At 72.3% G+C, this 23,825-nt stretch carries 21 protein-coding genes; 14 read left to right on the forward strand and 7 right to left on the reverse strand.

The features are described from left to right. Positions 1–7: 7 nt before the first annotated feature. Entirely contained in the window at positions 8–742 is a 735-nt protein-coding gene (locus tag WME82_RS32370; protein ID WP_438038446.1) for a hypothetical protein, read from the reverse strand. Positions 743–859: 117 nt separating this feature from the next. On the opposite strand from WME82_RS32370, the gene WME82_RS32375 reads away from it, so the two are divergent. The 7 genes from WME82_RS32375 to WME82_RS32405 all read left to right on the forward strand — a co-directional run bounded on the left by WME82_RS32375 (position 860) and on the right by WME82_RS32405 (position 7,237). After that, positions 860–2,332 carry a hypothetical protein gene (locus tag WME82_RS32375; protein WP_438038447.1) on the forward strand — a complete coding sequence of 491 codons (1,473 nt, stop codon included), beginning with the start codon at positions 860–862 and terminating at the stop codon, positions 2,330–2,332. A gap of 101 nt (positions 2,333–2,433) precedes the next feature. Next, positions 2,434–3,642 carry a serine/threonine protein kinase gene (locus tag WME82_RS32380; RefSeq protein ID WP_437740346.1) on the forward strand — a complete coding sequence of 403 codons (1,209 nt, stop codon included), beginning with the start codon at positions 2,434–2,436 and terminating at the stop codon, positions 3,640–3,642. Between the two features lie 120 nt (positions 3,643–3,762). After that, the gene (locus WME82_RS32385) at positions 3,763–4,230 is read left to right on the forward strand and encodes a peroxiredoxin (RefSeq protein ID WP_438038448.1); all 468 of its coding nucleotides are present in this window, start codon (positions 3,763–3,765) and stop codon (positions 4,228–4,230) included. A 274-nt stretch (positions 4,231–4,504) separates the two neighbouring features. After that, positions 4,505–4,885, forward strand: a complete 381-nt coding sequence (locus WME82_RS32390) for a hypothetical protein (protein WP_437740348.1) — start codon at positions 4,505–4,507, stop codon at positions 4,883–4,885. A 76-nt stretch (positions 4,886–4,961) separates the two neighbouring features. Beyond that, positions 4,962–5,333, forward strand: a complete 372-nt coding sequence (locus WME82_RS32395; RefSeq protein ID WP_438038449.1) for a hypothetical protein — start codon at positions 4,962–4,964, stop codon at positions 5,331–5,333. Positions 5,334–5,466: 133 nt separating this feature from the next. Continuing rightward, positions 5,467–6,282 carry a metallophosphoesterase family protein gene (locus WME82_RS32400; RefSeq protein ID WP_438038450.1) on the forward strand — a complete coding sequence of 272 codons (816 nt, stop codon included), beginning with the start codon at positions 5,467–5,469 and terminating at the stop codon, positions 6,280–6,282. Between the two features lie 133 nt (positions 6,283–6,415). Beyond that, the gene (locus WME82_RS32405; protein WP_438038451.1) at positions 6,416–7,237 is read left to right on the forward strand and encodes an alpha/beta hydrolase; all 822 of its coding nucleotides are present in this window, start codon (positions 6,416–6,418) and stop codon (positions 7,235–7,237) included. Positions 7,238–7,264: 27 nt separating this feature from the next. Here the strand turns inward: WME82_RS32405 and WME82_RS32410 are convergent, their stop codons facing one another. Both WME82_RS32410 and WME82_RS32415 read right to left on the reverse strand, forming a co-directional pair. Further along, positions 7,265–8,014 (reverse strand): metallophosphoesterase family protein, encoded by a 750-nt coding sequence (locus WME82_RS32410; RefSeq protein WP_438038452.1) that lies wholly within the window; start codon positions 8,012–8,014, stop codon positions 7,265–7,267. After that, the gene (locus tag WME82_RS32415; RefSeq protein WP_438038453.1) at positions 8,011–9,015 is read right to left on the reverse strand and encodes a hypothetical protein; all 1,005 of its coding nucleotides are present in this window, start codon (positions 9,013–9,015) and stop codon (positions 8,011–8,013) included. The genes WME82_RS32410 and WME82_RS32415 overlap by 4 nt, the downstream gene beginning before the upstream one ends. Before the next feature lie 256 nt (positions 9,016–9,271). Between WME82_RS32415 and WME82_RS32420 the strand changes: the two genes are divergently transcribed. The 3 genes from WME82_RS32420 (at position 9,272) to WME82_RS32430 (ending at position 12,070) form a co-directional block, all read left to right on the forward strand. Next, positions 9,272–10,678 (forward strand): NAD-dependent succinate-semialdehyde dehydrogenase, encoded by a 1,407-nt coding sequence (locus tag WME82_RS32420; protein WP_438038454.1) that lies wholly within the window; start codon positions 9,272–9,274, stop codon positions 10,676–10,678. Between the two features lie 123 nt (positions 10,679–10,801). Then, positions 10,802–11,584 carry a dienelactone hydrolase family protein gene (locus tag WME82_RS32425; protein WP_438038455.1) on the forward strand — a complete coding sequence of 261 codons (783 nt, stop codon included), beginning with the start codon at positions 10,802–10,804 and terminating at the stop codon, positions 11,582–11,584. 132 nt (positions 11,585–11,716) lie between these two features. Next, complete coding sequence (locus WME82_RS32430) at positions 11,717–12,070, forward strand: DUF1801 domain-containing protein (RefSeq protein WP_437740357.1); 354 nt, start codon at positions 11,717–11,719, stop codon at positions 12,068–12,070. 42 nt (positions 12,071–12,112) lie between these two features. On the opposite strand, the gene WME82_RS32435 is transcribed toward WME82_RS32430, so the two are convergent. Further along, complete coding sequence (locus tag WME82_RS32435) at positions 12,113–14,524, reverse strand: substrate-binding domain-containing protein (RefSeq protein WP_438038456.1); 2,412 nt, start codon at positions 14,522–14,524, stop codon at positions 12,113–12,115. A 190-nt stretch (positions 14,525–14,714) separates the two neighbouring features. Between WME82_RS32435 and WME82_RS32440 the strand changes: the two genes are divergently transcribed. The 4 genes from WME82_RS32440 to WME82_RS32455 are packed head-to-tail and all read left to right on the forward strand — an operon-like array spanning position 14,715 to position 18,703. Next, on the forward strand, positions 14,715–15,692 hold the full coding sequence (locus tag WME82_RS32440) for a fumarylacetoacetate hydrolase family protein (RefSeq protein WP_437851322.1): 978 nt from the start codon (positions 14,715–14,717) through the stop codon (positions 15,690–15,692). Further along, positions 15,689–16,354: a maleylacetoacetate isomerase gene (gene maiA, locus WME82_RS32445; protein ID WP_437912115.1), complete on the forward strand. Its 666-nt coding sequence runs from the start codon at positions 15,689–15,691 to the stop codon at positions 16,352–16,354. Before WME82_RS32440 ends, maiA begins: the two co-directional genes overlap by 4 nt. A gap of 37 nt (positions 16,355–16,391) precedes the next feature. After that, on the forward strand, positions 16,392–17,543 hold the full coding sequence (locus WME82_RS32450; protein ID WP_438038457.1) for a 4-hydroxyphenylpyruvate dioxygenase family protein: 1,152 nt from the start codon (positions 16,392–16,394) through the stop codon (positions 17,541–17,543). Beyond that, entirely contained in the window at positions 17,543–18,703 is a 1,161-nt protein-coding gene (locus tag WME82_RS32455) for a homogentisate 1,2-dioxygenase (RefSeq protein ID WP_437740362.1), read from the forward strand. Before WME82_RS32450 ends, WME82_RS32455 begins: the two co-directional genes overlap by 1 nt. On the opposite strand, the gene WME82_RS32460 is transcribed toward WME82_RS32455, so the two are convergent. The 3 genes from WME82_RS32460 to WME82_RS32470 all read right to left on the reverse strand — a co-directional run bounded on the left by WME82_RS32460 (position 18,687) and on the right by WME82_RS32470 (position 23,667). After that, positions 18,687–19,286, reverse strand: a complete 600-nt coding sequence (locus tag WME82_RS32460) for a hypothetical protein (RefSeq protein WP_438038458.1) — start codon at positions 19,284–19,286, stop codon at positions 18,687–18,689. The two genes, WME82_RS32455 and WME82_RS32460, sit on opposite strands and share 17 nt — an antisense overlap. A 25-nt stretch (positions 19,287–19,311) precedes the next feature. Then, positions 19,312–20,415: a deoxyhypusine synthase family protein gene (locus WME82_RS32465; protein WP_438038459.1), complete on the reverse strand. Its 1,104-nt coding sequence runs from the start codon at positions 20,413–20,415 to the stop codon at positions 19,312–19,314. Positions 20,416–20,484: 69 nt separating this feature from the next. Next, positions 20,485–23,667, reverse strand: a complete 3,183-nt coding sequence (locus WME82_RS32470) for a hypothetical protein (protein WP_438038460.1) — start codon at positions 23,665–23,667, stop codon at positions 20,485–20,487. Between the last annotated feature and the right edge of the window lie 158 nt (positions 23,668–23,825).

Consider the following 23,825-nt stretch of genomic DNA (forward strand, 5'->3'; position numbering starts at 1 on the left):
AGGGCGCTCAGCGCAGAGGCGCTTCGCAGGTGATGCAGCGAGGGGGGACGCCTTCCTTGTGGTAGTGCTCGCCGCAACGGCCGCAGAGACGAGCGTCGGCCTCGAAGGCGATCAGCTTGTCGGTCGCCTTGCAGCGGAGGCCGGCGACCTGCGGCGGCTCCAGCGGGCGCACCTCGCCGGCGGCATCGTCGGGCGGAGGCAGCGCGCCTTCCTTGATGTCAGCCGCACGCGTGGGGATACGCACCCTCGCCTCGGCCAGCACGCGCGCGGCCGCCGCGAGGTGTGCTCGCAGCGGGATGGAGATCGCCGTGCCGCTGCCCTGGACCGTGAGCGCGGTCTCCGTGAGCAACAGGCCCGTGACATCGTGCCAGCCGATGCGCTCGATCTCGCCAGGTCCGCTCTCCAGCCCCACCCCGGCATCACCGACACGGAGCGCCTTCATCGACCACTGACCGAAGAGCCCCACCGCCGCCCCGAGGAGCAAGGCGCCGAGGAGCAGGTACGTGGCTGCCGGGTGCGCCCCAGCGTCTTCGCCCCGGAACCACTGGCCGTAAACACCCGCCCCGGCCAGCAGCGCCGCGACGGACATGCCGAGCATCGTGAGGCCGAGCTCGAGCGACGCCTTTGGCTCGAAGCGTCGCTCGCTCCGCGGATCGGTCCGCTGCCGCAACACGACCTCACCGCCCTGCCCCGTGGTCCCCGAACCCTTGCGCTTGCGCTTCACCGGTCTGTCGGCTGCCATCGGCGGCTTCCTATCGGAGGAGGCGCCCGGACGCAAAGGGGCTCAGCCCAGGCCAGCGCTCCGCGCGAGCAGCCAGACGGGAGCCGCCCTCCGCCCGCGCGGCAAGGACGGAGAGGTATGCTGGGGGCAGCGATGCTCTCGATGCCCAACGCAGCGACGTACGTCATGCCCGCGCTGGGTATCGGGCTCGCATCCCTCGCGATCCTGGGGCCAGGCTCGCCACGCATGGCCACCGGCGTGCGGGTGTGGGGGGCGCCCGTCGCCGGAAGCGAGGCGCTGGCGCTCCGCGTCGAAGGGGTGCGCCGCCTCCACGGCGCCGACGACGCGGCGGCGATCCCGCAGATCGAGGTGAGCGCCGTGTCGGCAGGGGCGCCGCTCGAACGATGGACCGGCTCGCTCGACAAGGACGGCATCGGCGAGGCGCTGCTGCGCGCGCCAGCGGGGCTGCGGGAGCCGGTGACCGTGCGGATCGCGCTGGGCAGCGGCACGCTCCTGGAGCGGCAGCTCCCGCTGCTGCCGCCGCTCGCATCGGCGGACACGAGCGCGCTGCCAGGCGCGGCGCACGCGACCGCGCTGCCAGGCGCGGCGCACGCGACCGCGCTGCCAGGCGCGGCGCACGGGGAGCTGCGCCTGCAGACCACGGCGGCGCGGGGAGCCCTTGCAGCTCCGTTCCCGGAGCGGGTGCGGGTCGCGATCGAGACGCAGGACGGAACGCCCGCGGCAGGGGCTCGCCTCGAGGCGAGCGCCGTCGGGGCGGAGCTCGAGGGGCGCGGCAGCGGTCCGGCGCAGATCACGGTCGATGCGCGCGGCGCCGCGGAGCTCACGCTCAAGCCGCTGGCGCACACGATCGAGCTCACGCTCCGCGCGACCCACCCGGGGAGCGCACCGCCAGGGACACGGATCGCGAGCGGCACGTGGGAAGGGAAGCTGCCCGTGATCCCGGGAGCCATCTGGCTCGATCCGGGCGGTCTCGATGGCGAACGGCCCGAGCTCCGGTTGATCTCCCCGACGCCGAGGCCACGCGCCTACGTCTCGATCGGAGGTGCGCGCGGCCGTGCGCTCGGGACGATCGTCCCGCTCGCGGCGGACGGGGCGGGCTTCTTCTCGGGGAGGGTGACGCTCCCGGACAGCGCCGCGCCCGGGGAGGCGGACTGGGCCGTGGTCGCGAGCGACCCCTACGAGCAGGGCGCAGGCACGGTGGCCTGGCCGATCACGTCCGCGGCGGCGTCCGCCTCGCCGCGGCGCGTGGAGCTGCTCGCGGACGGGATGCCGGCGGCCGAGGCGCGCGAGCAGGCCCGCGCCTCGCATGCGCGGCGCGCTGGCCTCGTGGTCCTCGCCGCCTCCGCGGTGGCGCAGGTGCTGCTGCTCGCGCTGCGATCCAGGACCGCGCGGCGCCGCCTGGAGGCGCACGTCGCCGCCGCCTCGGGCGGCGAGAGCAAGGACGGGACCCACGGCGCGCCGCTGTCCAGGGAGGATCGCGACCGGCTGCTCGCCGCCGTGCGGGCGGAGCCGCTGCTGTCGGCGCTCGCCCTCGCCGCGCTCGTCGGGCTCTCCTTCGCGGCGGTGGCGGCGCTCGCCACCTTCCGATGACCCGAGGGGGCGTGCCGCCTTTGGGATTTGATCCGCGGCGGGCCCCGAGCCGCTAGACTGGAGGGCCAGGCGGCACGGGGCGGGAGGACGACAGACAGGGCATGTCCGAGCAGCAGCGGTACCGGGTCATCAAGCGCCTCGCCTCCGGAGGCATGGCGGAGGTCTTCGTCGCCGAGAGCGCGGGGATCGAAGGGTTCAAGAAGCAGGTCGCGATCAAGCGCGTCCTGCCGCAGCTCAGCAAGAAGGAGCAGTTCATCGCGATGTTCCTCGACGAGGCGCGCCTCTCGGCGCACCTCTCGCACTCGAACGTCGTGTCGGTGTTCGACATCGGCGTCGGCGACGGCACCTACTTCATCGTCATGGAGTACGTGGACGGCGCCGATCTGAGGGCCCTCCTCGATCACCAGAAGAAGGTCGGCCGGCCGATGACCGTCGAGGTCGCCGCCTTCATGGCCGCGAAGATGTGCCAGGGCCTCGCCTACGCGCACGAGCTCGCGACCGGGGACGGAAAGCCGCTCCAGATCGTGCACCGGGACATCACCCCGGCCAACGTGCTCATCACCCGCTACGGCGAGGTGAAGATCGTGGACTTCGGGCTCGCGAAGGCGTCGAGCCAGCTCGCCGAGAGCGACGCGGGAATCATCAAGGGGAAGTTCGGCTACCTGGCGCCCGAGACGGTGCTCGAGCAGGGCGTCGACCAGCGCGTCGACATCTTCGCGCTCGGGATCATCCTCTGGGAGATGCTCGCCGGGCGCCGGTTGTTCCTCGGCGACTCCGACTACATCACGGTGCGGCTGGTGCGCGACGCGGTGATCCCCTCGCTCCAGCAGATCAACAGCGATGTGCCGCGCGAGCTGGAGCAGATCATCCGCCGCGCGCTCGCCCGCGACCCTGGGGCTCGCTACCTGTCGGCGCGCGAGCTCGGGCGCGACCTGACCCGCTTCCTCTACCGCTACGGCCGCCCGGTGAGCGAGGACGACGTCGCCTCGCTCGTGGAGCGCGCCAAGGGCGGGCCGGCGCGGGCGGTCGACGGGACGCAGAAGATCGCCGAGCTCATCGACATGATGCTCCTCGAGTTCAAGTCGCTCACGAAGGAGCCGACCGCCGGCGGCAGCGGCCTGAGCCTGCTGCCCACCCTGGAGGGCGCCACGATCCTGACGCACGGGGAGGAGCACCCGAGCTCGCCACCCCCGCGCAGCGAGGGGCCGCTCGGGGGGCTCGCCGACGAGCTGGAAGGCCCGGACTCGCTCCACCAGGACGAGTCCTCTTCCTCGGTGACGGCCTGGTTCCGGGGGCTCATTCCGCGCTAGATCCCTGCGCGGGCAGCGACGTGACGTCCGCGCCGCCGCGCTGTCCCATCCGTCCCATCCCATGACCCGTCACCGGCCAGGAGGAGCCCTCCTCCGGCCCACAGCAAAGGCAAAGAGAAGATGAGCGTCGAGATTGGAAAACCGTTTCCTCGCTTCGCCCTGCCAAACCAGGACGGCAAGACCGTGAAGCTCGAGGATTTCGCGGGCAAATGGCTCGTCCTCTACGTCTATCCGAAGGACGACACGCCGGGATGCACGATCCAGGGCAAGTCGTTCACGGCCTCCAAGGCCGATTTCGACGACGCCAACATCGCCGTGGTCGGCGTCAGCGAGGACGACGTCACGTCGCACAAGAGCTTCTGCGACAAGTTCTCGTTCACCATCGACCTGCTCGCCGACACGCGCCACGAGCTGCTCAAGGCCGCGGGCGTCGCGCAGAGCGAGTGGAAAGGCACCCTGTACTGGGACCGGACGACATTCGTCATCGATCCGTCGGGTGTGCTGAGAAGGACCTACCTGAAGGTGAAGCCCGACGGGCACGAGCAGGCCCTCCTCAAGGACATCGCGGAGCTCAAGGCCCAGGCCTGAACGCCGCGACCGCCTGCGAGAGCAGGGCGCACGGAGAAGGGCGCTCCACCTGCGCAAAAACTTGCTCACGCTGGATTTGCTGGCATGTCGCCCCTACCCTGTCGCCCTTGTGGCACCACGCCCTCCTTTCGCTCCTGGTCGAATCGTATCGCTCACGGTCTTCGCGGCGATCGCCGCGGCGGCGATCGCGAGCGCTTCCGTGGTGGGCGCCTGTAAAGGCGCGGGGGGCGGCGGGTCCGCCGGCTCGAGCACGGGCGACGCCAGCGGCTGTCCGATGGGGCCAAGACAGGCGCTGTTCACGATCACCGTGCGCGCGAGAGGCGCCACCGTCCCGCCGGACACCACCGTTCACATCGCGTGGAGCGCCGCGGACGAGCCGATCTTCGTCCTGAGTGATCCGACCACCTGGAAGACGCTCGACGAGGCCAACCTGGTGTGCGCCGTCGATCGCGCGCAGCCTCCTCCCGAAGCGCTGGAGACGCTCGTCTGCGAGCTGTGGACGGCCGGCGTGACGTGGGTGAAGATCTCGGGGACAGGCTACGACGACTTCGAGCAGACGCTCGCGCCCGTCATGAACGACGAGTGCGAGAGCTTCCTGCCTCAGAACGTCGATATCGAGCTCGTCCCGGCGGTGGACGGGGGCACGGGCGAGTAGCCGGTAGCCGGAGGGCGGCGCACCGGGGCCATGTGATCGCTGCCAAGCCCAGGCGCCCTCTCCTGTCGAAGGCAGCATGCGCCCCAATCCTCTCTCACCGCTGCTCCTTTCCGCCTTCCTCTCCGCCTGCAGCTCAGCTCCCGAGGCGAAGGTCCCGGCCCCGGGCGGGCAGACCTTCCCCGAGGCGGTCGCGATGATGTGCGATGTCGACAGGAGAGCCGGGCTCGACCCGGAGGCCGATCCGATCAGCGTCGGGCAGATGCGGTCGGCGTGGATCGCAGAGCACGTGGAGAGCCCCGATGGAATCGAGCTCCGCACGATGCTCAGCGTGAAAGGGGCCGCTGAGCAGGGCGCGATGCTGCGCGAGGAGGCCAAGAAGACAGGACTCGCGCGCTGCGCGCTGGCGGACTCGCTGGAGGCGGACGGGACCGGCGGGCTATCGCCATGACGCCATGAATGCACAGGATCGGCAGCGGCGCCCAGCCCCCGCGGCGGCGCGCCGTTCGCCGAAACGTGGAACGGGGATGGGAGATCGCGCCACCTCGCTGGCTCGCCCTCCCCTCCCCGCCTATGCTGCCCTCATGGCCGCGCCGACCCCGCTCCGCCTCGCCTGGGCGACCGACGTCCACCTCAACTTCCTCTCCCGCGAGGAACTCACCGCCTTCTGCTCCACCCTCGCGGCCACCGCCTCCGATGCCGTCCTCTTCACCGGCGACATCGCGGAAGCCACGAGCCTCCGCCCTCTCCTCGAGACCGTCGCCCGGGCCATCGAGCGCCCGCTCTACTTCGTCCTCGGCAACCACGATTTCTACCGCGGGAGCATCGCCGCCGTGCGCACGATGGCCGCCGAGCTCTCGGCCACCTCCCCGTGGCTCAGGTGGCTCCCATCGATCCCCCACGTCGAGCTCGGCCCGGACACCGCGCTCGTCGGCCACGACGGCTGGGCCGACGCCCGCCTCGGCGATTACGAGAGATCGCCCGTCATGCTCAACGATTACGTGCTCATCCAGGAGCTCGCCTCCCTCGGCCGGCGCCGCCGGAGAGAGGCCTTGCACCGCCTCGGCGACGAGGCCGCGGCGTACCTGCGCCGCGTCCTGCCCGCGGCCCTCGAGCGGTACCGGCGCGTCATCGTCGCCACGCACGTCCCCCCGTTCAAGGAGGCCTGCTGGCACGAAGGTCAGATCTCCAACGACGATTGGCTCCCCCATTTCACCTGCAAGGCCACAGGCGAGGTGATCCGCGAGGCCGCTGAGCGGTACCCCGAGCGTCGGATCGAGGTGCTCTGCGGCCATACCCACGGCGCCGGCGTGGCGGAGATCCTCCCGAACCTCGTTGTGCGCACCGGCGGCGCCGAGTACGGCGAGCCCGCGGTGCAAGGCATCATCGCGACCACGTAGGCCACCATCTCGCCGCGCGCCCCGGCTCCCCCGCCCCGCCGCCCTCGAGGGCGTCCATCCCACCGACCCTCCGGCCCCGACACGATGTATCCTGCGCCCACGACCTCCGCCGACCTCGGCAGAATAGTGAGCCATGCCGACGAACGACCCCGACAGCCAGCTCGACGAGCTCCTTCGCGCGCTCGACGCGAACCCTCGCGCCGCCGACGTCTTCTATCCCAGGCAGGTGAACACGAGCCCACCCGCCGGCGCGACGGACTACGACATCCCCGTCGCCCCCGGGGTGACGCTCGGCGCGCGCTGGCACCTGTCCGACCCGGGCAACCCGACCGTGCTCGCGTTCCACGGCAATGGCGAGACCGTCCCCGACTACGACGACATCGCCGAGGGCTGGCATGACATCGGGCTCAACCTCTTCATGGTCGATTACCGCGGCTATGGCTGGAGCGGCGGGCAGCCGACGATGCGCTCGCTCCATGAAGATCCCGTGAAGGTCTCCGACTTCTTCCTGCGCGAGCTTGCCGAGAAGAGCCGCGCCGCAGGCCTTGAACAGCCGCCGAAGCCGGTGCTCTTCGGCCGCTCGCTCGGCAGCTCCCCGGCGTCGCGCATCGCAGCGCGCCGCGGCGACGCGTACCGCGCGCTCCTCCTCGAGAGCGGGTTCAGCGACGTGCGGCACCTGCTCGCCCTCTTCGAGATCGACCTCGGCGATCTGCGCGACGAGGCGCACCGCAACTTCTCGAACCCGGAGCTCCTGAGGAACGTCGAGATGCCGGTCCTCGTCCTGCACGGCGCGCGCGACACGCTGCTCCCGCCGGACCACGCCCGCGAGAACCACGCGGCCGTCCCCCACGAGAGGAAAGCCCTGCACCTCATCGACGGCGCCGGGCACAACGATATCCTCCTCTTCGCGTCCGCCTATTTCGGAGCGATACGGGCCTTCCTGCAGAAGCACTGAGCGAAAGCACCGAGCGGCGCTCGCCCGCTACACCTCGAACAGCAGAAACGGCTTGCCGGTGAGCTTCCTGAGCAGCGGCATCGCCACGTTGTAGACCGGAGTCCCGTTCGACATGTGCCCCTCGAGCGCCCCGTGGTGCGCGTGGCCGTGGAAGACCACGTCGGCGCCGTACAGATCGATCGGCGCGGCAAGGCGGCTCGTCCCAAGGAACGGCCTTATCTCCACGTTCTCGCCGACGGTCGTCTCGAGGATCGGCGTGTAATGCATGATCACGATCTTCTTCTCGCTGTCGAGCTGGGACAGCGCCGCCTCTAGCTTCAGCGCCTCGGTCACGGCCTCCTGGACGAACGCCTTGAGCGGGCCCTCGCCGAACGCCTGGAGCGTCGCGCTCCCGAACCCGCCCATGAAGCCCTTCACGCCGGCAACCCCGATGTCGTCGCGCAAGATCAGGTGATCTCCGTCGAGCACCTCGACGCCCGCGTCGCCCAGGAGCTTCGTGATCTCGGCGCCCGCCCCCCGGTCGAGATCGTGATTGCCGAGCACAGCGGCGCACGGCATCGAGAGCCCGGCGAGCGCGTCGGCCAGCACCTTCGCCTCCTCGGGATGGCCGCGATCGGTGAGATCGCCGCACAGCACGAGCAGCTCCGCCTCCGCGTTCACCGCCTTCACGAGCTCGCGCATCCTGGCGCCGTGCTCCGGCCGGCAGTGCAGATCCGAGGACGCCGCGATGCGGCGCTTGCCCGGCTCCCCGTTCCCTCCGGCGACGGCGGCGCTCATGATCCCGGCTTGCGGACCCGCGCCGCCTCGACCTCCACCCCCGGCCCCTCCGCGCCGCCCGGAGCCCCGTCACGGCCCGGCTTCCCCTTGCCGAGGCGAGGCCGCCCCGCCGCAGACCGCTGGCGCTTCCTGCACAGCGTCCCCCGCGCCGCCTCGGGCGCGGACGCAGCGGACCCCACGACGAGCCCGAGCTTCTCGTAGTCGTGCACGTACTGCTGCCTGCTGATCAGGTTGCCCCGGCATACCCGGAGCGGCGCGTCGCCGGCCCGCGTCTGCTCCAGCGTACGCCGGCAGAGCTCGTCGATGATCCACCCGGGCACCCGGCTCCGCGCGCCCGGATAGACGAAGCGGTACAGCGTCAGGTGCGCGAACAGGACCTCCCAGTAGGGACCGAACCGGGCGAGGAGCCTCTCCCAGTCCATCTCGTCCCCACACGCGTAGATCAGGTGGTTCACGTCGGCGCCGTCGTACCGCTCCCGCTCGTCCACGAACGCCTTCGTGAAGATGATCTCCTCGACCGGCGCGATCAGGCAGGAGTGCCCCAGGATCGTGGCCGGACGCGCGTGCTCGAACCAGCCGCCATCCACCACGGCCAGGCCGTTGCTCGACGAGAAGATGAGATCGATGAAACGGTCGCCCGCGTAGGCCTTCCCGATCCACCGCGGATCGATGAGCTCCGTCTCGAAGCCAGCCCGCTCCAGCGCCCTGAACGCCGCCGGCACCTCCCGCTCGTCCAGCATCACGTCGAGATCCTTCGTGTCCCGGAAAATGCCGGTGTACGCGAAGAAGGCATACGCCCCCGCCACCATGAACGGCACGCCGGCGCAGAGGAGGGCGTCCATCGCCCTCACCCTCACCTCCAGCTCGCCCGCGCGGGAGAGCTGGCCGGCGGGGTCGTCGAAGGCCGGAGGAGCGAGCGCCGCGCGCTCGCCAGCGCGCGTCGCTCGGGCTGAAAGCGCGTGCTCCGCGTCGCCTGCGACAGGGGATCCGCTGCGGACCATCCCCCTCTGCGTAATGAACAGGACGTGCGATGGCGACCCCCCTCCCCCCTCACGCGCCCGGAACATGCGTGGCCCCGTGGACCGCGTGGACCACGCCGGAACGACGCGAGCGAAGGAAGAGAAGCGGGCTCGTCGTCGCTGACCATTGCACGACGTGGCGGGTCTGGCTCAAGCTCGCCTGCCGGGACCGCTCGGCGCGCCCCGAGCTGGCTGGCGACGAGCCGCGGCCCGCGACGCTCGAAGAGGAGGCACATCCGTGAACACCGCCATCGCGACGATCAATCCAGCGACCGGAGAGACGATCGAGACGTTCGAACCCCTCTCGTCAGCGGCGCTGGAGCAGAAGGTGGCGCGCGCGCACGCCGCGTTCCGCAGCTTCCGGCATACCCCGATCGCCGAGCGGGCCCAGAAGCTGCGCCGGGCAGCCGACATCCTGGACGGCGAGAAGGAGCAGCTCGGGCAGCTCATGACGTTCGAGATGGGGAAGACCATCGGCTCCGCCATCGCCGAGGCCCAGAAGTGCGCGACCGCGTGCCGCTACTACGCCGACAACGCCGAGCGCCTGCTCGCCCCCGAAGAGGTCGCCACCGACGCGGGCAGGAGCTACGTGGCCTTCCACCCGCTCGGCGTGGTGCTCGCCATCATGCCGTGGAACTTCCCGTTCTGGCAGGTCTTCCGCTTCGCCGCGCCGGCGCTCGTCGCCGGCAACGTCGGCCTCCTCAAGCACGCCTCGAACGTCCCCCGCTGCGCGCTCGCGATCGAGGACATCCTCCGCCGGGCCGGCTTCCCGGAAGGGGTCTTCCAGGCGCTGCTCACCGGGACCGACGTCGTGCCGCGCCTCCTCGCCGACCCGCGCATCGCGGCCGCGACGCTCACCGGCAGCGAGAACGCGGGGCGCAGCGTCGGCGCCCACGCCGGCAAGCACCTCAAGAAGGTGGTGCTCGAGCTCGGCGGCAGCGATCCGTTCATCGTCCTGCCGAGCGCCGACCTCAACGCCGCCGTGGGGACCGCGATCCGCGCGCGCATCATCAACAACGGCCAGTCCTGCATCGCGGCGAAGCGCTTCATCGTGCACGAGTCGATCGCGCCCGAGTTCGAGCAGCGCTTCGTCGCGACCATGCGGCGCCTGCGGGTCGGTGATCCGATGGATCCGTCGGTCGACGTCGGGCCGCTCGCCACGCCGCAGATCGCCGCAGAGCTCGAGGAGCAGGTGCGGGCGTCGGTGGCCGCGGGCGCGCTCCTCCTCACCGGAGGCAAGCGGCTGAGGGGGCCGGGCAACTACTTCCCGCCGACCGTGCTCACCGACGTCCAGCGCCCCTCCCCCGCCGCCGACGACGAGCTCTTCGGCCCGGTCGCGGCGGTCTTCCGCGTCACCGACCTCGACGAGGCCATCCACATGGCGAACTCCACCCGGTTCGGCCTCGGGGCGAGCGCCTGGACCCGCGACGCCGACGAGCGCGAGCGCCTCATCGACGAGCTCGACGCCGGCCAGGTGTTCATCAACGGCATGGTCGTGTCCGATCCCCGGCTGCCGTTCGGCGGCATCAAGATGTCCGGCTACGGCCGCGAGCTCTCCTCGTACGGCCTGCGCGAGTTCGTGAACGTCAAGACCGTCTGGATCGCCAAGGACGAACGGCCGAGGGGCCTGCCTGCATCCGAGTAATCCGAGGAGCGGAGCGACCGAAGGACGGCGAGATCGAGCGGCCGAGCGATCGCCGGGGGAGCCGCTCGCCAGCCGTCCGGCCGCCGCTTCCCCGGCGTCGTGCGACGGGCGATGATGGCGGCCATGTCGCTCCCCGGCTTCACCGAGACGCAGTTCTCACACGACGGCGTGGCGCGGGTGGTCTACCGCCGCGGCGCGGGCCCGGGCGTCGTCGTCATGCACGAGATCCCGGGCATCACCCCGTCGGTCGCGGCGTTCGCCGAGCGCGTGGCGGACGCCGGCTTCACCGTCTTCGTGCCCCACCTCTTCGGGACGCCCGGCAAGCTGGACACGCCCCTCTACATCGTCGAGCAGCTGGGCCGCGCCTGCATCAGCCGCGAGTTCCACGTGCTCGCGTCCAGGCAGGCGAGCCCGATCACCGACTGGCTGCGCGCGCTCTGCCGCGACGTCCACGCGGAGCTCGGGGGCAAGGGCGTCGGCGCGATCGGCATGTGCCTGACGGGCAACTTCGCGCTGGCGCTGATGGTCGACCCCGCCATCGCGGCGCCCGTGCTGAGCCAGCCGTCGCTGCCCTTCCCGCTCTCGCGCGAGCGCCGCGCCGGGCTCCACCTCTCCGACGACGGCCTCCGTGCCGTCAAGGAGCGCGTCGCCGCCGGTACCCCGGTGCTCGGGCTCCGCTTCACCCACGATCCGATGTGCCCGAAGGAGCGGTTCGACCGCCTCCGGGCCGAGCTCGGCGACGGCTTCGAGAGGATCGAGATCGACTCGTCCCCAGGCAACCCCCATGGGATCCCGCGCATCGCCCATTCGGTCCTGACGCGCGATCTGGTCGACCGCGAGGGCCACCCGACGCGCGAGGCGCTCTCGCGCGTCCTCGCCTTCTTCCGCGAGCGACTCCACCCCTGACCGCCCGCAACGGAAGCCGCGCCCGAGCCAGAACGTCACGCGACGTCACGCGACGTCACGCGACGAGGCACAGCCGGTTGCGTCTCCGTGAACGTCGACTTACCGTCATTGATTGTGTCGGACGATCCGGCCGTGGCCGCTCTGCTGAGCGAGTACCCCCCTGCAGCGCAACAGCTGACCTTGCGCGTGCGCAAGCTGCTCCTCCGCATCATTCCCGACGTCCACGAGCACGTCTATCCAGGCTGGCGGCTCGTCAGCTTCCGGATGGGCAGCGGCGACCAACACAAGATCTGCTGGCTCGCCCCGCAGCGCTTCGGCGTGACCCTCGGCTTCGAGCGCGGCGCCGAGCTGCCGGATCCGAACGGCATGCTCACCGGCGAAGCCAAGCAGGCCAGGAACCTCCATATCCGCTCTGCCAAGGACGTGGACGTCGCCGCGATCGCCGCGCTGGTCGCGGCCGCCGTCGCGCTCCACCGGGACCGGTGAGGATCGCGCGGAGCGCCGCTGCGCGACGGCCGCGCCCGCGGCTCAGCGGCGCCCGTGGACGACCCGCCCGCCCGTCTTGCCGAGCGCGTACGAGAACCCGAGCTCCAGCGTGGAGCGGGTGACGATCGCCCCGAGATCGAGCCCCTGCTCCACCACGAGCCGCGCGGCCTCGGGCGCGATCCCGACGAGCACCACCTCGGCCCCGAGCAGCCGGGCGGCGCGCGCCGCCTGCGCGAGGTGGTTCGCCGCGCTCGCGTCGACCACCGCCATGCCGGTGACGTCGATGATCACGACGCGCGCCTGGTGCTCGGAGATCTCCTTCAGCATCGCCTCGATGAAGCGGCCGGAGCGGTGCGTGTCCAGCGCGCCCACGATCGGCATGACGAGGACGCCGCGCGCGATCGGCACCACCGGGCTCGACATCGCGGCGATCGTCTCGAGGAGCGCCTCCTGACGGCTGCTCAGCGACTCGAGCGCCCTCGTCCGCTCCTTGATCCGCGACAGGAGCCGCGCGTTCTCGATCACGACGGCGGCCACCGCGGCCACGCGCTCGACGAGCGCCAGGTCGGTCGCCGAGCACGCGTCGGGCTGCGGGCTGGCCAGGACGAGGACCCCGAGGACCGCCTCCCGGGAGAGCAGCGGCACGCCGACCAGCGTGCGCGCGCCGCTCCGGCGCGCCTCGGCGACGTCGCGGAGGTGCTCGTGCTCGCTCGACGCGGTGTCGATGACGAGCGAGCTGCACGAGCGCATCACCCGGCTCACCAGCGAGTCGTCCGTGACGGGCGCGCGCGCGTCGTCGACGAGGCTCTCGCGCTGGGCCATGCCGATCACCAGGAAATCGAGCGCGCGCTCGTGCCCCCCCGCGCCCAGCCTGCGGCTCGCGATCCTGCGGGCGGAGCTCGAGGCGAGGTGATCCGAGAGGGCGCTCGAGAACGGCGTGCGCTCGAGGGTCACGAGGTCGACCCCCGTGTCGATGCAGCGCGACGCCGGCAGATCCGCGAGGGCCTCCGCGACGCCGCGCGTGGCCATCTCGTAGAGCGCCTGCACGCCGCGGTACCCCATGTCGTACTCGCGCTGCACGATCGCCGCGTGGATCACGCCGTCCTGGAGCATCGCGATCGTCGAGGTGACGAGATCGAAGGCGACCACCTTGAGATCGCCGGATCGCCCGAGCCTCATCGAGGCAAGCCCCAAGCTGGGGCCGTTCTCGCTGCACACACCCAGGGCGCCGGCGAGGCCGGCGTTCGACCGCACCGCGTCGACGGCGAGCGCGATCGCGCTCTCCACATCGAACAGGTTCTCCGAGAGCGAGGCCACGCGGACCGACGAGCCGGCGATCGCCTCGCGGAACCCCTCGATGCGCCCCTGGGCGTTCGGCACGGCGAAGGACTCCGCCTGGACGGTGATCTCGCCTCCCTGCGGCATGAGCCACAGCATCGCCTCGCCCGCGATCCTCCCGGCAGCCCGGTTGTCGGTCCCGACGTAGAGCAACGACCGGCTGCCTGGGGCGGCCGGCGTGTCGATCGTGATGACCGGGATACCCGCCGCCATCGCGCGGTCGATGGCCGGCTCGAGCGCCACGGGGTCGATGGGCGCGATCGCGATCCCGTCCACCCGCCGACGGATCCCTTCCTCGAGGAGCGCCTCCTGAGCCGCGGCGTCGGCGGACATGACGCTCCTGAACTCGACCCCGACCCGGAGATCGCGCCCCGCCGCCAGCGCGCCGTCCCGCAGGTTGTTCCAGTACGCCGTCAACGGCCGGCGGGGAGCCTTGTAGACGCGGATCATCGGCCTGCCTCGCGCGCCGCTCGCGTCGTGGGATCCCCGCCATCCATCGGCGACGCGCCCCTCGCCCCCAGCATCCTCAAGGATGGCCAGGTCGATCGCACTCCAGCGCGGGCCGGTCTGCACGCTCCGGATCCCGTCCGCGAGCGTCTCGATGAGCTCGAGGAGATCGACCGACTCGGCGACGGAGCTCAGCACCTCCTCGAGCAGGCGCAGCTCCTGGGCGCTCTGCGCCTTCTCCTCGAAGAGGCCGCGCCGCTCGAGCACGACGCCGACGCTCACCGCGATCGACTCCACGAGCGCGCGCCACGGGCCCGAGAGCGGCGCCGCGTCCGGCTGCTCCAGGGCGAGGTAGGCGCCCGGCGCGCCGAACATGGGCACCGGTACGACGTGGACGTGGACGCCGTCGAGCGGCCAGCCAGGCGCTTCCGCGAGCTCGGGCAGGTGCGCCTGGTACCACGCGGCCGCGGGGACGAGGCACGGGCCGTGCGCCGCCTCGGGCGCCGCGGCGGGGCCGAACGGAGGCGACGCGCTGAGCACCCCGCCGTCGGACGGCATGTTCACCCGGCCCGGCAGGAGGCCGTCGAGCCCGACAATCGCTTTGCAGGAGAGGCGCCGGCCGGTGCGAATCAGCAGGCTCCCGCGCCGCGCGCCGGGGAGGCCCTCCATGGCTCGTCGCACAAGGTCGTGGAGAGTCGAGAAAACGTCCAGTCCGGTAGTCATGCAGATCCGTTCAGCCGCTCGCACGCTCGCTGCGCAGCGCGCGTGCGGGCGCATCCCGTAGCAGGCGTGAGCGGGCTCGTGCTTGTCAAGCAGAGACGATGGGACCACCGTACGACCACGAGGAGCTCGCCCCCGCATGAAGCTCGCCTCTCTCCGCGGCCCCGGCCGCGATGGCACGCTCGTCGTCGTCCGCCGCGACGGCCTCGCCTACACGCCTGCAGGCGAGGCCTTCCCCACGCTCCAGGCCGCGCTGGACGACTGGGAGCGCGCCGAGCCCGCGCTCCGCCGCATCGCGGCCGACGTCGAGCTCGGCGAGGCGGCCGTGACGCCGCTGGTCGCTGAAGAGCTCGCTGCGCCGCTGCCCCGCGCGTACGAGTGGATCGACGGCTCGGCGTACATCCACCACATCGTGCTCGTGCGCAAGGCGCGCGGCGCCGAGCCTCCCGAGACGCTGACGACCGATCCGCTTGTGTACCAGGGCGGCTCCGGCGTCCTCCTCGGCCCGACCGACGACATCGTCCTGCACGACGAGGCCTGGGGCCTCGATTTCGAGGCCGAGGTCTGCGTCGTCCTCGGCGACACCCCGCAGGGCACGCGCCGCGAAGAGGCCCACCGGCACATCCGCCTCTTCCTGCTGGCCAACGACGTGACGCTGCGCAACCTCGTGCCCGCCGAGCTCGCGAAGGGCTTCGGGTTCTTCTGCTCCAAGCCCGCCACCGCGTTCTCGCCGTTCGCGATCACGCCCGACGAGCTCGGCGATTCGCTCCGCGACGGGCGCGTCCACCTGCGGCTGCGCTCGACCTACAACGGCGCGCTCATCGGCGATCCCGAGGCCGGCCCGGAGATGCACTTCTCGTTCTTCGATCTCATCGCGCACATCGCCAGGACGCGCGGCTTCACCGCGGGGACGCTCCTCGGCAGCGGCACCGTCTCGAACGAGGACCCGGCGCGCGGCGTGTCTTGCCTCGCCGAGCGGCGCATGCTCGAGATCCTCTCGGACGGAGCGGCCAGGACGCCGTTCATGAAGCCAGGAGACACGATCATGATCGAGATGCTGAATCGCGCGGGAGAGAGCCTGTTCGGGCGCATCGCGCAGCGGGTGGTGGCCAGATGAGCGCCGCCGTGAAGGGGCTCGCGCTCTACGGCTACTGGCGCAGCTCGTGCAGCTGGCGCGTGCGCATCGCCCTGGCCCACAAGGGCATCGAGCACGCGTACCGGCCGGTGAGCCTCGTCCGGGACGGCGGCGAGCAGCTCCGCGACGAGTACCGGGCCAAGAACCCGATGGCGCAGGTGCCCCTGCTCGAGTTCGAGCAGGGCGGCGCCGTCCGGCGTGTGTCCCAGTCGGTGGCCATCATCGAGCTGCTCGAGGACCTCTTCCCCGCGCCGCCGCTCCTGCCCGCGGATCCGTACCTGCGCGCCAGGGCGCGGCAGCTCGTGGAGATGATCAACTCCGGCACGCAGCCGATGCAGAACACCGCCACGCTGAAGTACGTGAGGGACGAGCTCGGCGGCGACGAGAAGGCCTTCGGCCGGCGCTTCATCGCCTCGGGCCTCGCCGCGTTCCAGGCGGCGGCGAGCGAGCTCTCCGGGCGGTTCTGCGTCGGCGACCAGGTCACCGTGGCGGACGTGTTCCTCGTGCCCCAGCTCTACAACGCGCGGCGCTACGAGGTCGACCTCGCGCCGCTCTCGACCCTCACGCGCATCGAGGCCGCGTGCATGGATCTGCCCGCGTTCCAGGCCGCCCACGCCGACCGCCAGGTCGACGCGGTCGCCTAGCTCGCCCCTGCGTTACCCCTCGCGACGGAGGACCCGGATGGCCAAGGTGGAGTCGATCGGCATCAAGCGCGTGGAGGCGCTGCACTACTACGTGCGCGACCTGGAGCGGAGCCGCAGGTTCTACACGGAGAAGCTCGATTTCCAGGAGCTCGCCGCGAGCTCGCCGGAGCTCACCGCGGCGGCGGCGCAGCAGTCGCTCGTCTTCCAGGCCGGCGAGTGCGTCGTCGTCTGCTCGCAGCCCGCCGGCGAGGGGGGACGGGCGTGGCGCTACCTGCGCAAGCACCCCGACGGGGTGGGCACGGTCATCTTCGAGGTGGAGGACATCGACCGCGCCTTCCGGCTGCTCGACGGCCGCGGGGGCACGCCGATCGACGAGGTCCACCGGGTGACGGAGGCAGGCGGCACCTTCGCCTCGTTCTCGATCACGACGCCGTTCGGCGACACCACCTTTCGCTTCGTGGAGCGGCGCGGATACCGGGCGCTGTTCCCCGGCTGCGTGGCCTACGACGCGCCGCGCGGCGGCGAGAACCGCTTCGGGATCGCCCGGTTCGATCACATCACCTCGAACTTCCAGACGATGGCGCCCGCCCTGCTCTGGATGGAGCACGTGCTCGGACTCGAGCCGTTCTGGCAGATCGCGTTCCACACGAACGACGTCGCGAAGGACACGGACCACGGCTCGGGCCTGCGCTCGGCCGTGATGTGGGACCCGGCCTCGGGCGTGAAGTTCGCGAACAACGAGCCTTACCGGCCGCACTTCAAGAGCTCGCAGATCAACGTCTTCAACGAGGAGCACCGCGGCGACGGGGTGCAGCACGTGGCGCTCGCCGTGGAGGACATCCTCGCCGCGGTGCGCGCGATGCGCGGCCGGGGCGTGGAGTTCATGCCGACCCCGGCCGCCTATTACGACATGCTGCCCGAGCGCCTGCAGCGGCTCGGCATCGGGCAGATCGACGAGGACGCGGCGGCGCTGCGCGAGCTCGAGGTGCTCGTCGACGGCGACGGCGCGAGGTCGTACCTCCTCCAGATCTTCCTCAAGGAGTCGTCGGGTACGCACCGCGATCCCGACGCCGGGCCGTTCTTCTTCGAGCTCATCCAGCGCAAGGGGGATCGCGGCTTCGGCGCCGGGAATTTCCGGGCGCTGTTCGAGAGCATCGAGCGGCAGCAGAAGGCAGGGGGGCACGGCTGATGCTCGATCGCGTCGTCGCCGGGATCGTGCCGCCCAAGCACCACATCGCCCTGCGCAGCGAGGCGGGGGATCTCCGCTACGAGGAGTGCCTGACGCGGGCGGGCTTCGACGGCCCCTACACGATCGCCTACCACGAGCGCCGGCCGCACGAGCACCGGGTCGCGGAGGCCGCGCACGGCTTCACGCTGCCGGTCGCCGCGCCGGCGCGCCCGCTGGCGAAGCGGCACTACCGGTCGCAGGATCTGCCGCGGCGGGGCGGGCCCGCCGTCGACTGCCGCGTGCCGCTGCTCTTCAACGACGACGTGGTGATCGGGCTCGTCCAGCCGGACGCGGCCGATCCGGTGTACTTCGCGAACGCGGACGCCGACGAGCTGTTCTTCATCTTCCACGGGGGCGGCGTCCTGCGCACGATGCTCGGCGATCTCCGCTTCGAGCAGGACGACTACGTCGTCATCCCGAAGGGGCTCTTCTACCGCTTCCTCCCGGACGCCGCGCCCCAGCGGTGGCTCTCGATCGAGGCCGCGGACATCCACCTCCCGCGCAAGTGGCGCAACGAGGTCGGCCAGCTGCGGATGGACGCGCCGTACTCGCACCGCGATTTCCGGCGGCCCACGTTCGTCGGCCCCCTCGACGAGGGCATCCGCGCGCTCGTCGTGAAGCGCGGCGGCGCCTTCCACGGCTTCGCCCTCGAGCGCTCGCCGCTCGACGTCGTCGGCTGGGACGGGGCGGTGTACCCGTTCGCGTTCCCGATCCAGCGCTTCCAGGCGCGCGTCGGGCTCGTGCACCTGCCTCCGGACTGGCACGGGACGTTCGCCGCGCGCGGCGCCCTCGTCTGCAGCTTCGTGCCGCGCCCGACCGACTTCCACCCGGAGGCGATCCCCTGCCCGTACCCCCACGCGTCGGTCGATTGCGACGAGTTCCTGTTCTATTGCCGCGGCAACTTCACCTCGCGCCGCGGCGTCGGCCCCGGCAGCATCTCGCACCACCCGGCCGGCGTCCCGCACGGGCCGCACCCCGGCGCGTACGAGGCGAGCCTCGGGGCCCGCGAGACGAGCGAGCTCGCGGTCATGCTCGACACGATCCGCCCGCTCTCGGCCACCGCGGCCGCGCTCGCGGTGGAGGACCCGGGCTACCAGGACAGCTTCATCGCGGGCCCCTAGCGGGATCGGGCGACGGGAGACTTCCCTCAGGGCCGCCCTGGGGCTTGTTGAAGCAGGCGCTCGTGCACTCGTTGAAGCGCTGCGACTCCTCGAAATCGATCCCGTTCAGCCCATTGCAGGACATGCCGATGATGCAGCGGGCGTTGCACACGATCGACCCGACGCAGTCGTCGGGGTTGGTCGAGAACGGGAATCCCAGCCCGCACGCCATGAAGACGTCGTTGGCGTCCTCGCAGACGGTGCGGAAGATGGAGATGCCGCAGCCACGGAGGCTATCTCGCTGGCTGTCGCAGCCGTCGAACAGGTACTTCTCGTCCTTGCATTCGAGCTCCTCCTCGACGCAGGTCACGTAGTCGTCGAAGGAGCCGGTGCAGCTCGCCTTCACCGCGGCCGCCCGCGCGGTCTCCGCCTTGTCGACGCACTCGAGGAACCTCGCCTCGCTGCAGCCGGAGCAGTCGCAGATGCGGTCGCAGGCGCGCTCCTCGGCCGAGGGGCAACCAGCGGAAACGAGCGCGCCGCCGACGGCGGCCAGGGAGAGGAGCACCCAGTGGGTGCGCGGCGGGCGGCGCTTGGGGGCGAGCACGGTGACCTCCTCCCCCTACTCTATTTCATTTCGGCATCTTGCCGAGCCGCTCGAGCAGCGCGCGCACAAGGAGCGGCCACGCGACCGTGGCGTCCGCGTACACCTCGGCGAAGCGCCCGCCCTCCTGCGGCGGGGTGAACTTGCCCCAGCTCACGCCCTCGGAGTACGTGCAGCCGGACAGGCCGCCCCAGTGGACAGGCTCGGGGCAGATGCGGACGCCGTACTGGAACCGCGGGTGATCGACCTCGATGTCCAGGCGATCGCCGACGATGTCGTAGAACGGCGCGACCTGCTGGGCCCAGTTGCGCGGCACGCCGCCGCCGATGGTGAAGATGCCGAGGCGCTTCTTCTTGCGGACCAGGCGGGCGTAGCTCAGCAGATCGAGGAACGGATTGTACGGCGGCGGCACGGCCTCGCGCCACACGTCGAAGCCCGGCTTGTCGCCGTGCTGCGCCTTCACCTTGCGCAGCATCCACGTCGCCACGTCGAGGCCCATCTCGCTGTCGGTGAAGGCCGGCACATAGACGGGCACGTCGCGGAGGTACGCGCTCCGGAGCACGCCCGGCGAGTCGCCCATCTCCGCCAGCGCCTTGCCGAGCTGGCGGCAGATGATCTCGCTCGACCAGGGAGAGCCGGGGTCCAGCTTGTCGAGCTCCTTCCGGACGAAGACCTCGATCGCGTTGAGGTTCTTCTCCATCTCGAGCGTGTCGTAGACGCGGTTGTACCCCTTCTCGAAGTACGCCTCGTCGGAGATGCCCGGGTTCGCCTTGTAATGGGTCAGGCCGACCGCCTCGCTCAGCCCATGCGCCATGAGCGCCCCCGTGCTGATGATGCAGTCGATCATGCCGGCCTCGATCATCCGGACGATGACGACGCCCATCTTGGCGACCGTCATCGCGCCGGAGAACGTCGCCACGACGAGGCAGTCCTCGTCGCGCACCATCGCCTCGAGCACGTCGCACGCCTCGCCGAGCGCGCGGCCGCTGAACGCGGTCCTGCTCATCGCGCGGAGCAGGTCGTCGAACGAGTCAATCTTCAGCGGGTCGAGCGCGGCGAGCGGGACGAGCTGGTCTTCGACGCCGTCGCCGAGCTGGCGGTGCGAGGAACGAGGATGCTCAGGAGAGGACATAGGGCGCGAAGATATACCCGCGCGGGGGGTAGGCCGTCGAGCGCGAAGCTCCCCGCGAGAAGGGCAAACTCAAGGCCGGACGGGCAGCGAGCACGCGAGGCGGCGCGCGGATCTCGCCGCTGCTCTGGCCGCTGCCGTGCCCTCCGTTCCGCCGAATTTCCCGGCGCCTTGACCGATCCCGCGATCGCCGCCTTCGGCGCGCCGGGCCGCGAGATCGGCGCGAACGAACGCGAGCGGGCCCGCGCTGAGCTGGCCGTCGGTCCGCCGCTCCAGATCCATCAGCGCGGCGATCTTCGCCACGCAAACGTCACGACCTGACACACGGACGTCATAGACAGCCGTGCTCGCGGGCGCGCGGCGGCCATCGACCGTCGCGAACGCGCTCGCCCGATCGAGCAGGAAGCGCGCGCCGGGCGGGCGCGCGGCGCACGCCGGCATGCGGGTGAGCTCGGTGCGGACATTCGGGACGATCTCCCAGCCGTCGAGCGGCAGGAGCGGCGGGGCCTTCGCGGCCGCACCTTGCGCCGTCGTCGCGGCAGGCGGGATCGGCACCGTCCGGCCGAGCGTCAGGCCGTGGAAGCTGAGCAAGAGCGGCACGCCGGCGCTCGTCGGCTGCCCAAGCGCGGGCTCGCCGAGGTTCGTGAGCGAGGCGATCGGCCGCGGGGCCTCGCCGGAGGACCACGCGACGAGCGACGCCCCGCGGAGCCACGCGACGGGGCCATCCGGCGCCTCGCTGAAGGCGACCTCCGCCTCGGGCATCAGGTCCAGCGGCACCTCGGCGACCTCGGCGCCGCGGCCCGGCCTCACCTGGATCAGCACGTCGCGGCCCGAGGCGCGCACCCCGAACAGGATCCGGCCCCTGGACGCCGCGAACCGGGCGAGGATCGCGTCCCGGCCGACGCCCTCGGGCGCCGGGCCCGTCCACGAGCGGACCCTGGCCTGGAGCTCGGTCGGGTCGAGCCAGCGCAGCGTCCACGTCGCCCGCGGCGCAGCGGAGGCGCCGCGCGCCTGGAGATCGGCGCCGGCGCCTCTGGCAGCAGCGCCGTCGGGCGAGCGCACCTCGAGCGCGGCGACGGTGGAGAGCTGGCCCCAGCGCCTGTCGCTCACCGACGAGACGCGCCGCTGGCCGTCCGGTCCGGGCTTCACGTCGCGGGCGAGCAGCGCGAGCGCCTCCTGGGTGCTGCGCGGCGGCGGCAGGCCCGCCGGCGAGAGCGGCGGCCCCGGCTGTGTCGTGCAGGCGAGCGCGCGCTCCGGCAGCGCCGGGGACGGCGGCGAGCGGAGCGGCAGGAGCGGCGCGGCCCCGAGCGCAGGACCGCGGGGCGGCGCTCCCTGCGCGGGCAGCGGCGGCCCCCAGCCGACGCGGAGGTGGGTCGAGATCCTCAGGCCGGCCTCGTTCACGGCCAGCATCCCGGGCTCGGCGAGCAGGTCGCCACTCCGGGCGATCTCCGCCGCGGCCTGGGGTGGGATCTCGATGGGCGACCACGTGCGGCCGGCGTCATCCGACGCGAGCACCTTCCCTTCCCCGACGGCGATCCCGCGGCCGGCGTGGACCACGGCGTGCGCGGCCCCGGCGAGGCGAGCCCGCGAGGCTTCGCCGCCGGGGGAAAGGACGACGGCGGTGAGCTCTCCGGCCTCGTCGGCCACCACGAACGACAGCGCGCCGTCCTGCCCCTCCTCGATCGGGCTGACCACGTTGACATCGTCGCCCCCGCCGCGCAGCCAGCCGAGCGGAATCAGCGGAGCCTCCCTGCCGCCGGCGTCGATCACCGCGACATGGGCGCCGGGCGAGGCGCCCTCGCGGCCGTCGCCGCGCGGCGCGGGCTCGTCGCGGGGCGCGACGTCGCTGTCCCAGAGCCCGCGCAAGATCGCGATCCGGCCGTCGGCGAGCGCGCCGGCGCCGCGCCAGCGGACGTCCGTGCCCGGGCGGACCGTGCTCCACCGGCCGCTCGGCTGTCGCACGCACACGCTGCCCTCGTCATCCGCGTCGCACGGCGCGAGCAGCAGGGCGCCGCCGCTCGGGGACACGCGGAGCTCGGCCTCGCCGCTCCGCACGAGGACGGGGGGCTCGCTGCCGAGAGGGCGGCCGGGCTTGACCTGGAGCACGCCGAACGGATCGTGGCGGCCGTCCGGCCCGCCCTCGCCGAGCGCGCAGGCTACCCACGCCGCTCGCCCCGCGCGGCCGACGCCGCAGACGTTCAGCCAGTCGCCGCGGCCGAAGGGGGCGACCTCGTGGAGCGCGCCGGTGGCGAGATCCACGCGGGTGAGGATGCCGTGGCTCGCCGTGATCGCGGCGGACGTCCACACCGCGCCGCCAGAGATCGCCGCCTCGAGCGGGTGGCGCCCCGTCGCGCGGATCCAGCGGAGCAGGGGCGCGCCTGGGCCGGGCTCGGGCGCATCGTCGGCGGGCGCGGGCCCGAGCCGCGCCTCGGCGACCAGGATCCGCGCCTCGCGCTGCCCGGACGACGAGGCCCTGCCCTGCGTCACGGCGATCAGCGCGCCGTCGCGCAGACGGACGTCGGCGACGCGGAGCAGCGCGGCGGCGTCGCCGTCCTCTCCGTCCCCGCCCGGCGACGGCGCGACGGGGCGCCACGACGCGCCGCCGTCGGTCGTGACCGCGAGCCCTGCCGCCTCGAAGAGCCCGGCGCCGTGCCGCGCGTCGCGAAATGCGAGGGCGCGCAGCGGCAGGGCGGGCAAGCCCGGCAGCGTGCGCGGCTGTCCCGTCTCGATGTCGAGGAAGATCGGGGAGTCGGCGATGGCGTCCCAGACCGCGACGACGGCGGGCCCGCCGCCGATGCGCTGCAGGTCCGTCTCGGACCGGGCGAGGACCGCGGGCGCGCCGAGCGGGTCATCGAACCGGTAGACACCGTGGACTCCGCGCCCGACGAGCCGCGGGCCGGTTGCGGACGGAACCAGCACGAGCTCGATCAGGGGCTCGGGGCACGCCGCGGTCTCCGGCCGTGCCGCGCCGTCGGCACCGACGAGGACGCGCTGGCCGCCGACGAGCGCGAGCGTGCCGCCGGCGACCCGGGGCCCGATCGCGGTCGCGCCGCTCGCGTCGACCCAGCGGGCAGGCACGGGCGCGGGCGGCGGGGGGCGCGCCGCCGCGGGCGCGCCGCGCTCTTGCGGCGCAGATCGGGGCGGCGCGCCGCCGCAGCGGGCGAGCGCGAGCGCAGCGAGGAGCGCGGCCGCGCGCCGCGACCTGCGCGGTGGCGCTGCGAGGCGGGGAGCGCCCGCCGCTCTGGACTGCATCATCAGGGCTGAGACTACCGTGTTTCGCTGGCCGCCGCGGCGCCGCGACGGGCCGCAGGCAGCGCCTTGCGGCCGGCGTGCGCCCGCCAGAGATGCGGTGTCCATGGCGGTGCACGGAGGCCGCAGCGGCACACGGAGGCAGCGCCCGCGACAGGGACGCA

Origin of the sequence: Sorangium sp. So ce128, assembly GCF_051525245.1 — a bacterium.
GTDB classification, from domain to species: domain Bacteria; phylum Myxococcota_A; class Polyangia; order Polyangiales; family Polyangiaceae; genus Sorangium; species Sorangium cellulosum_B.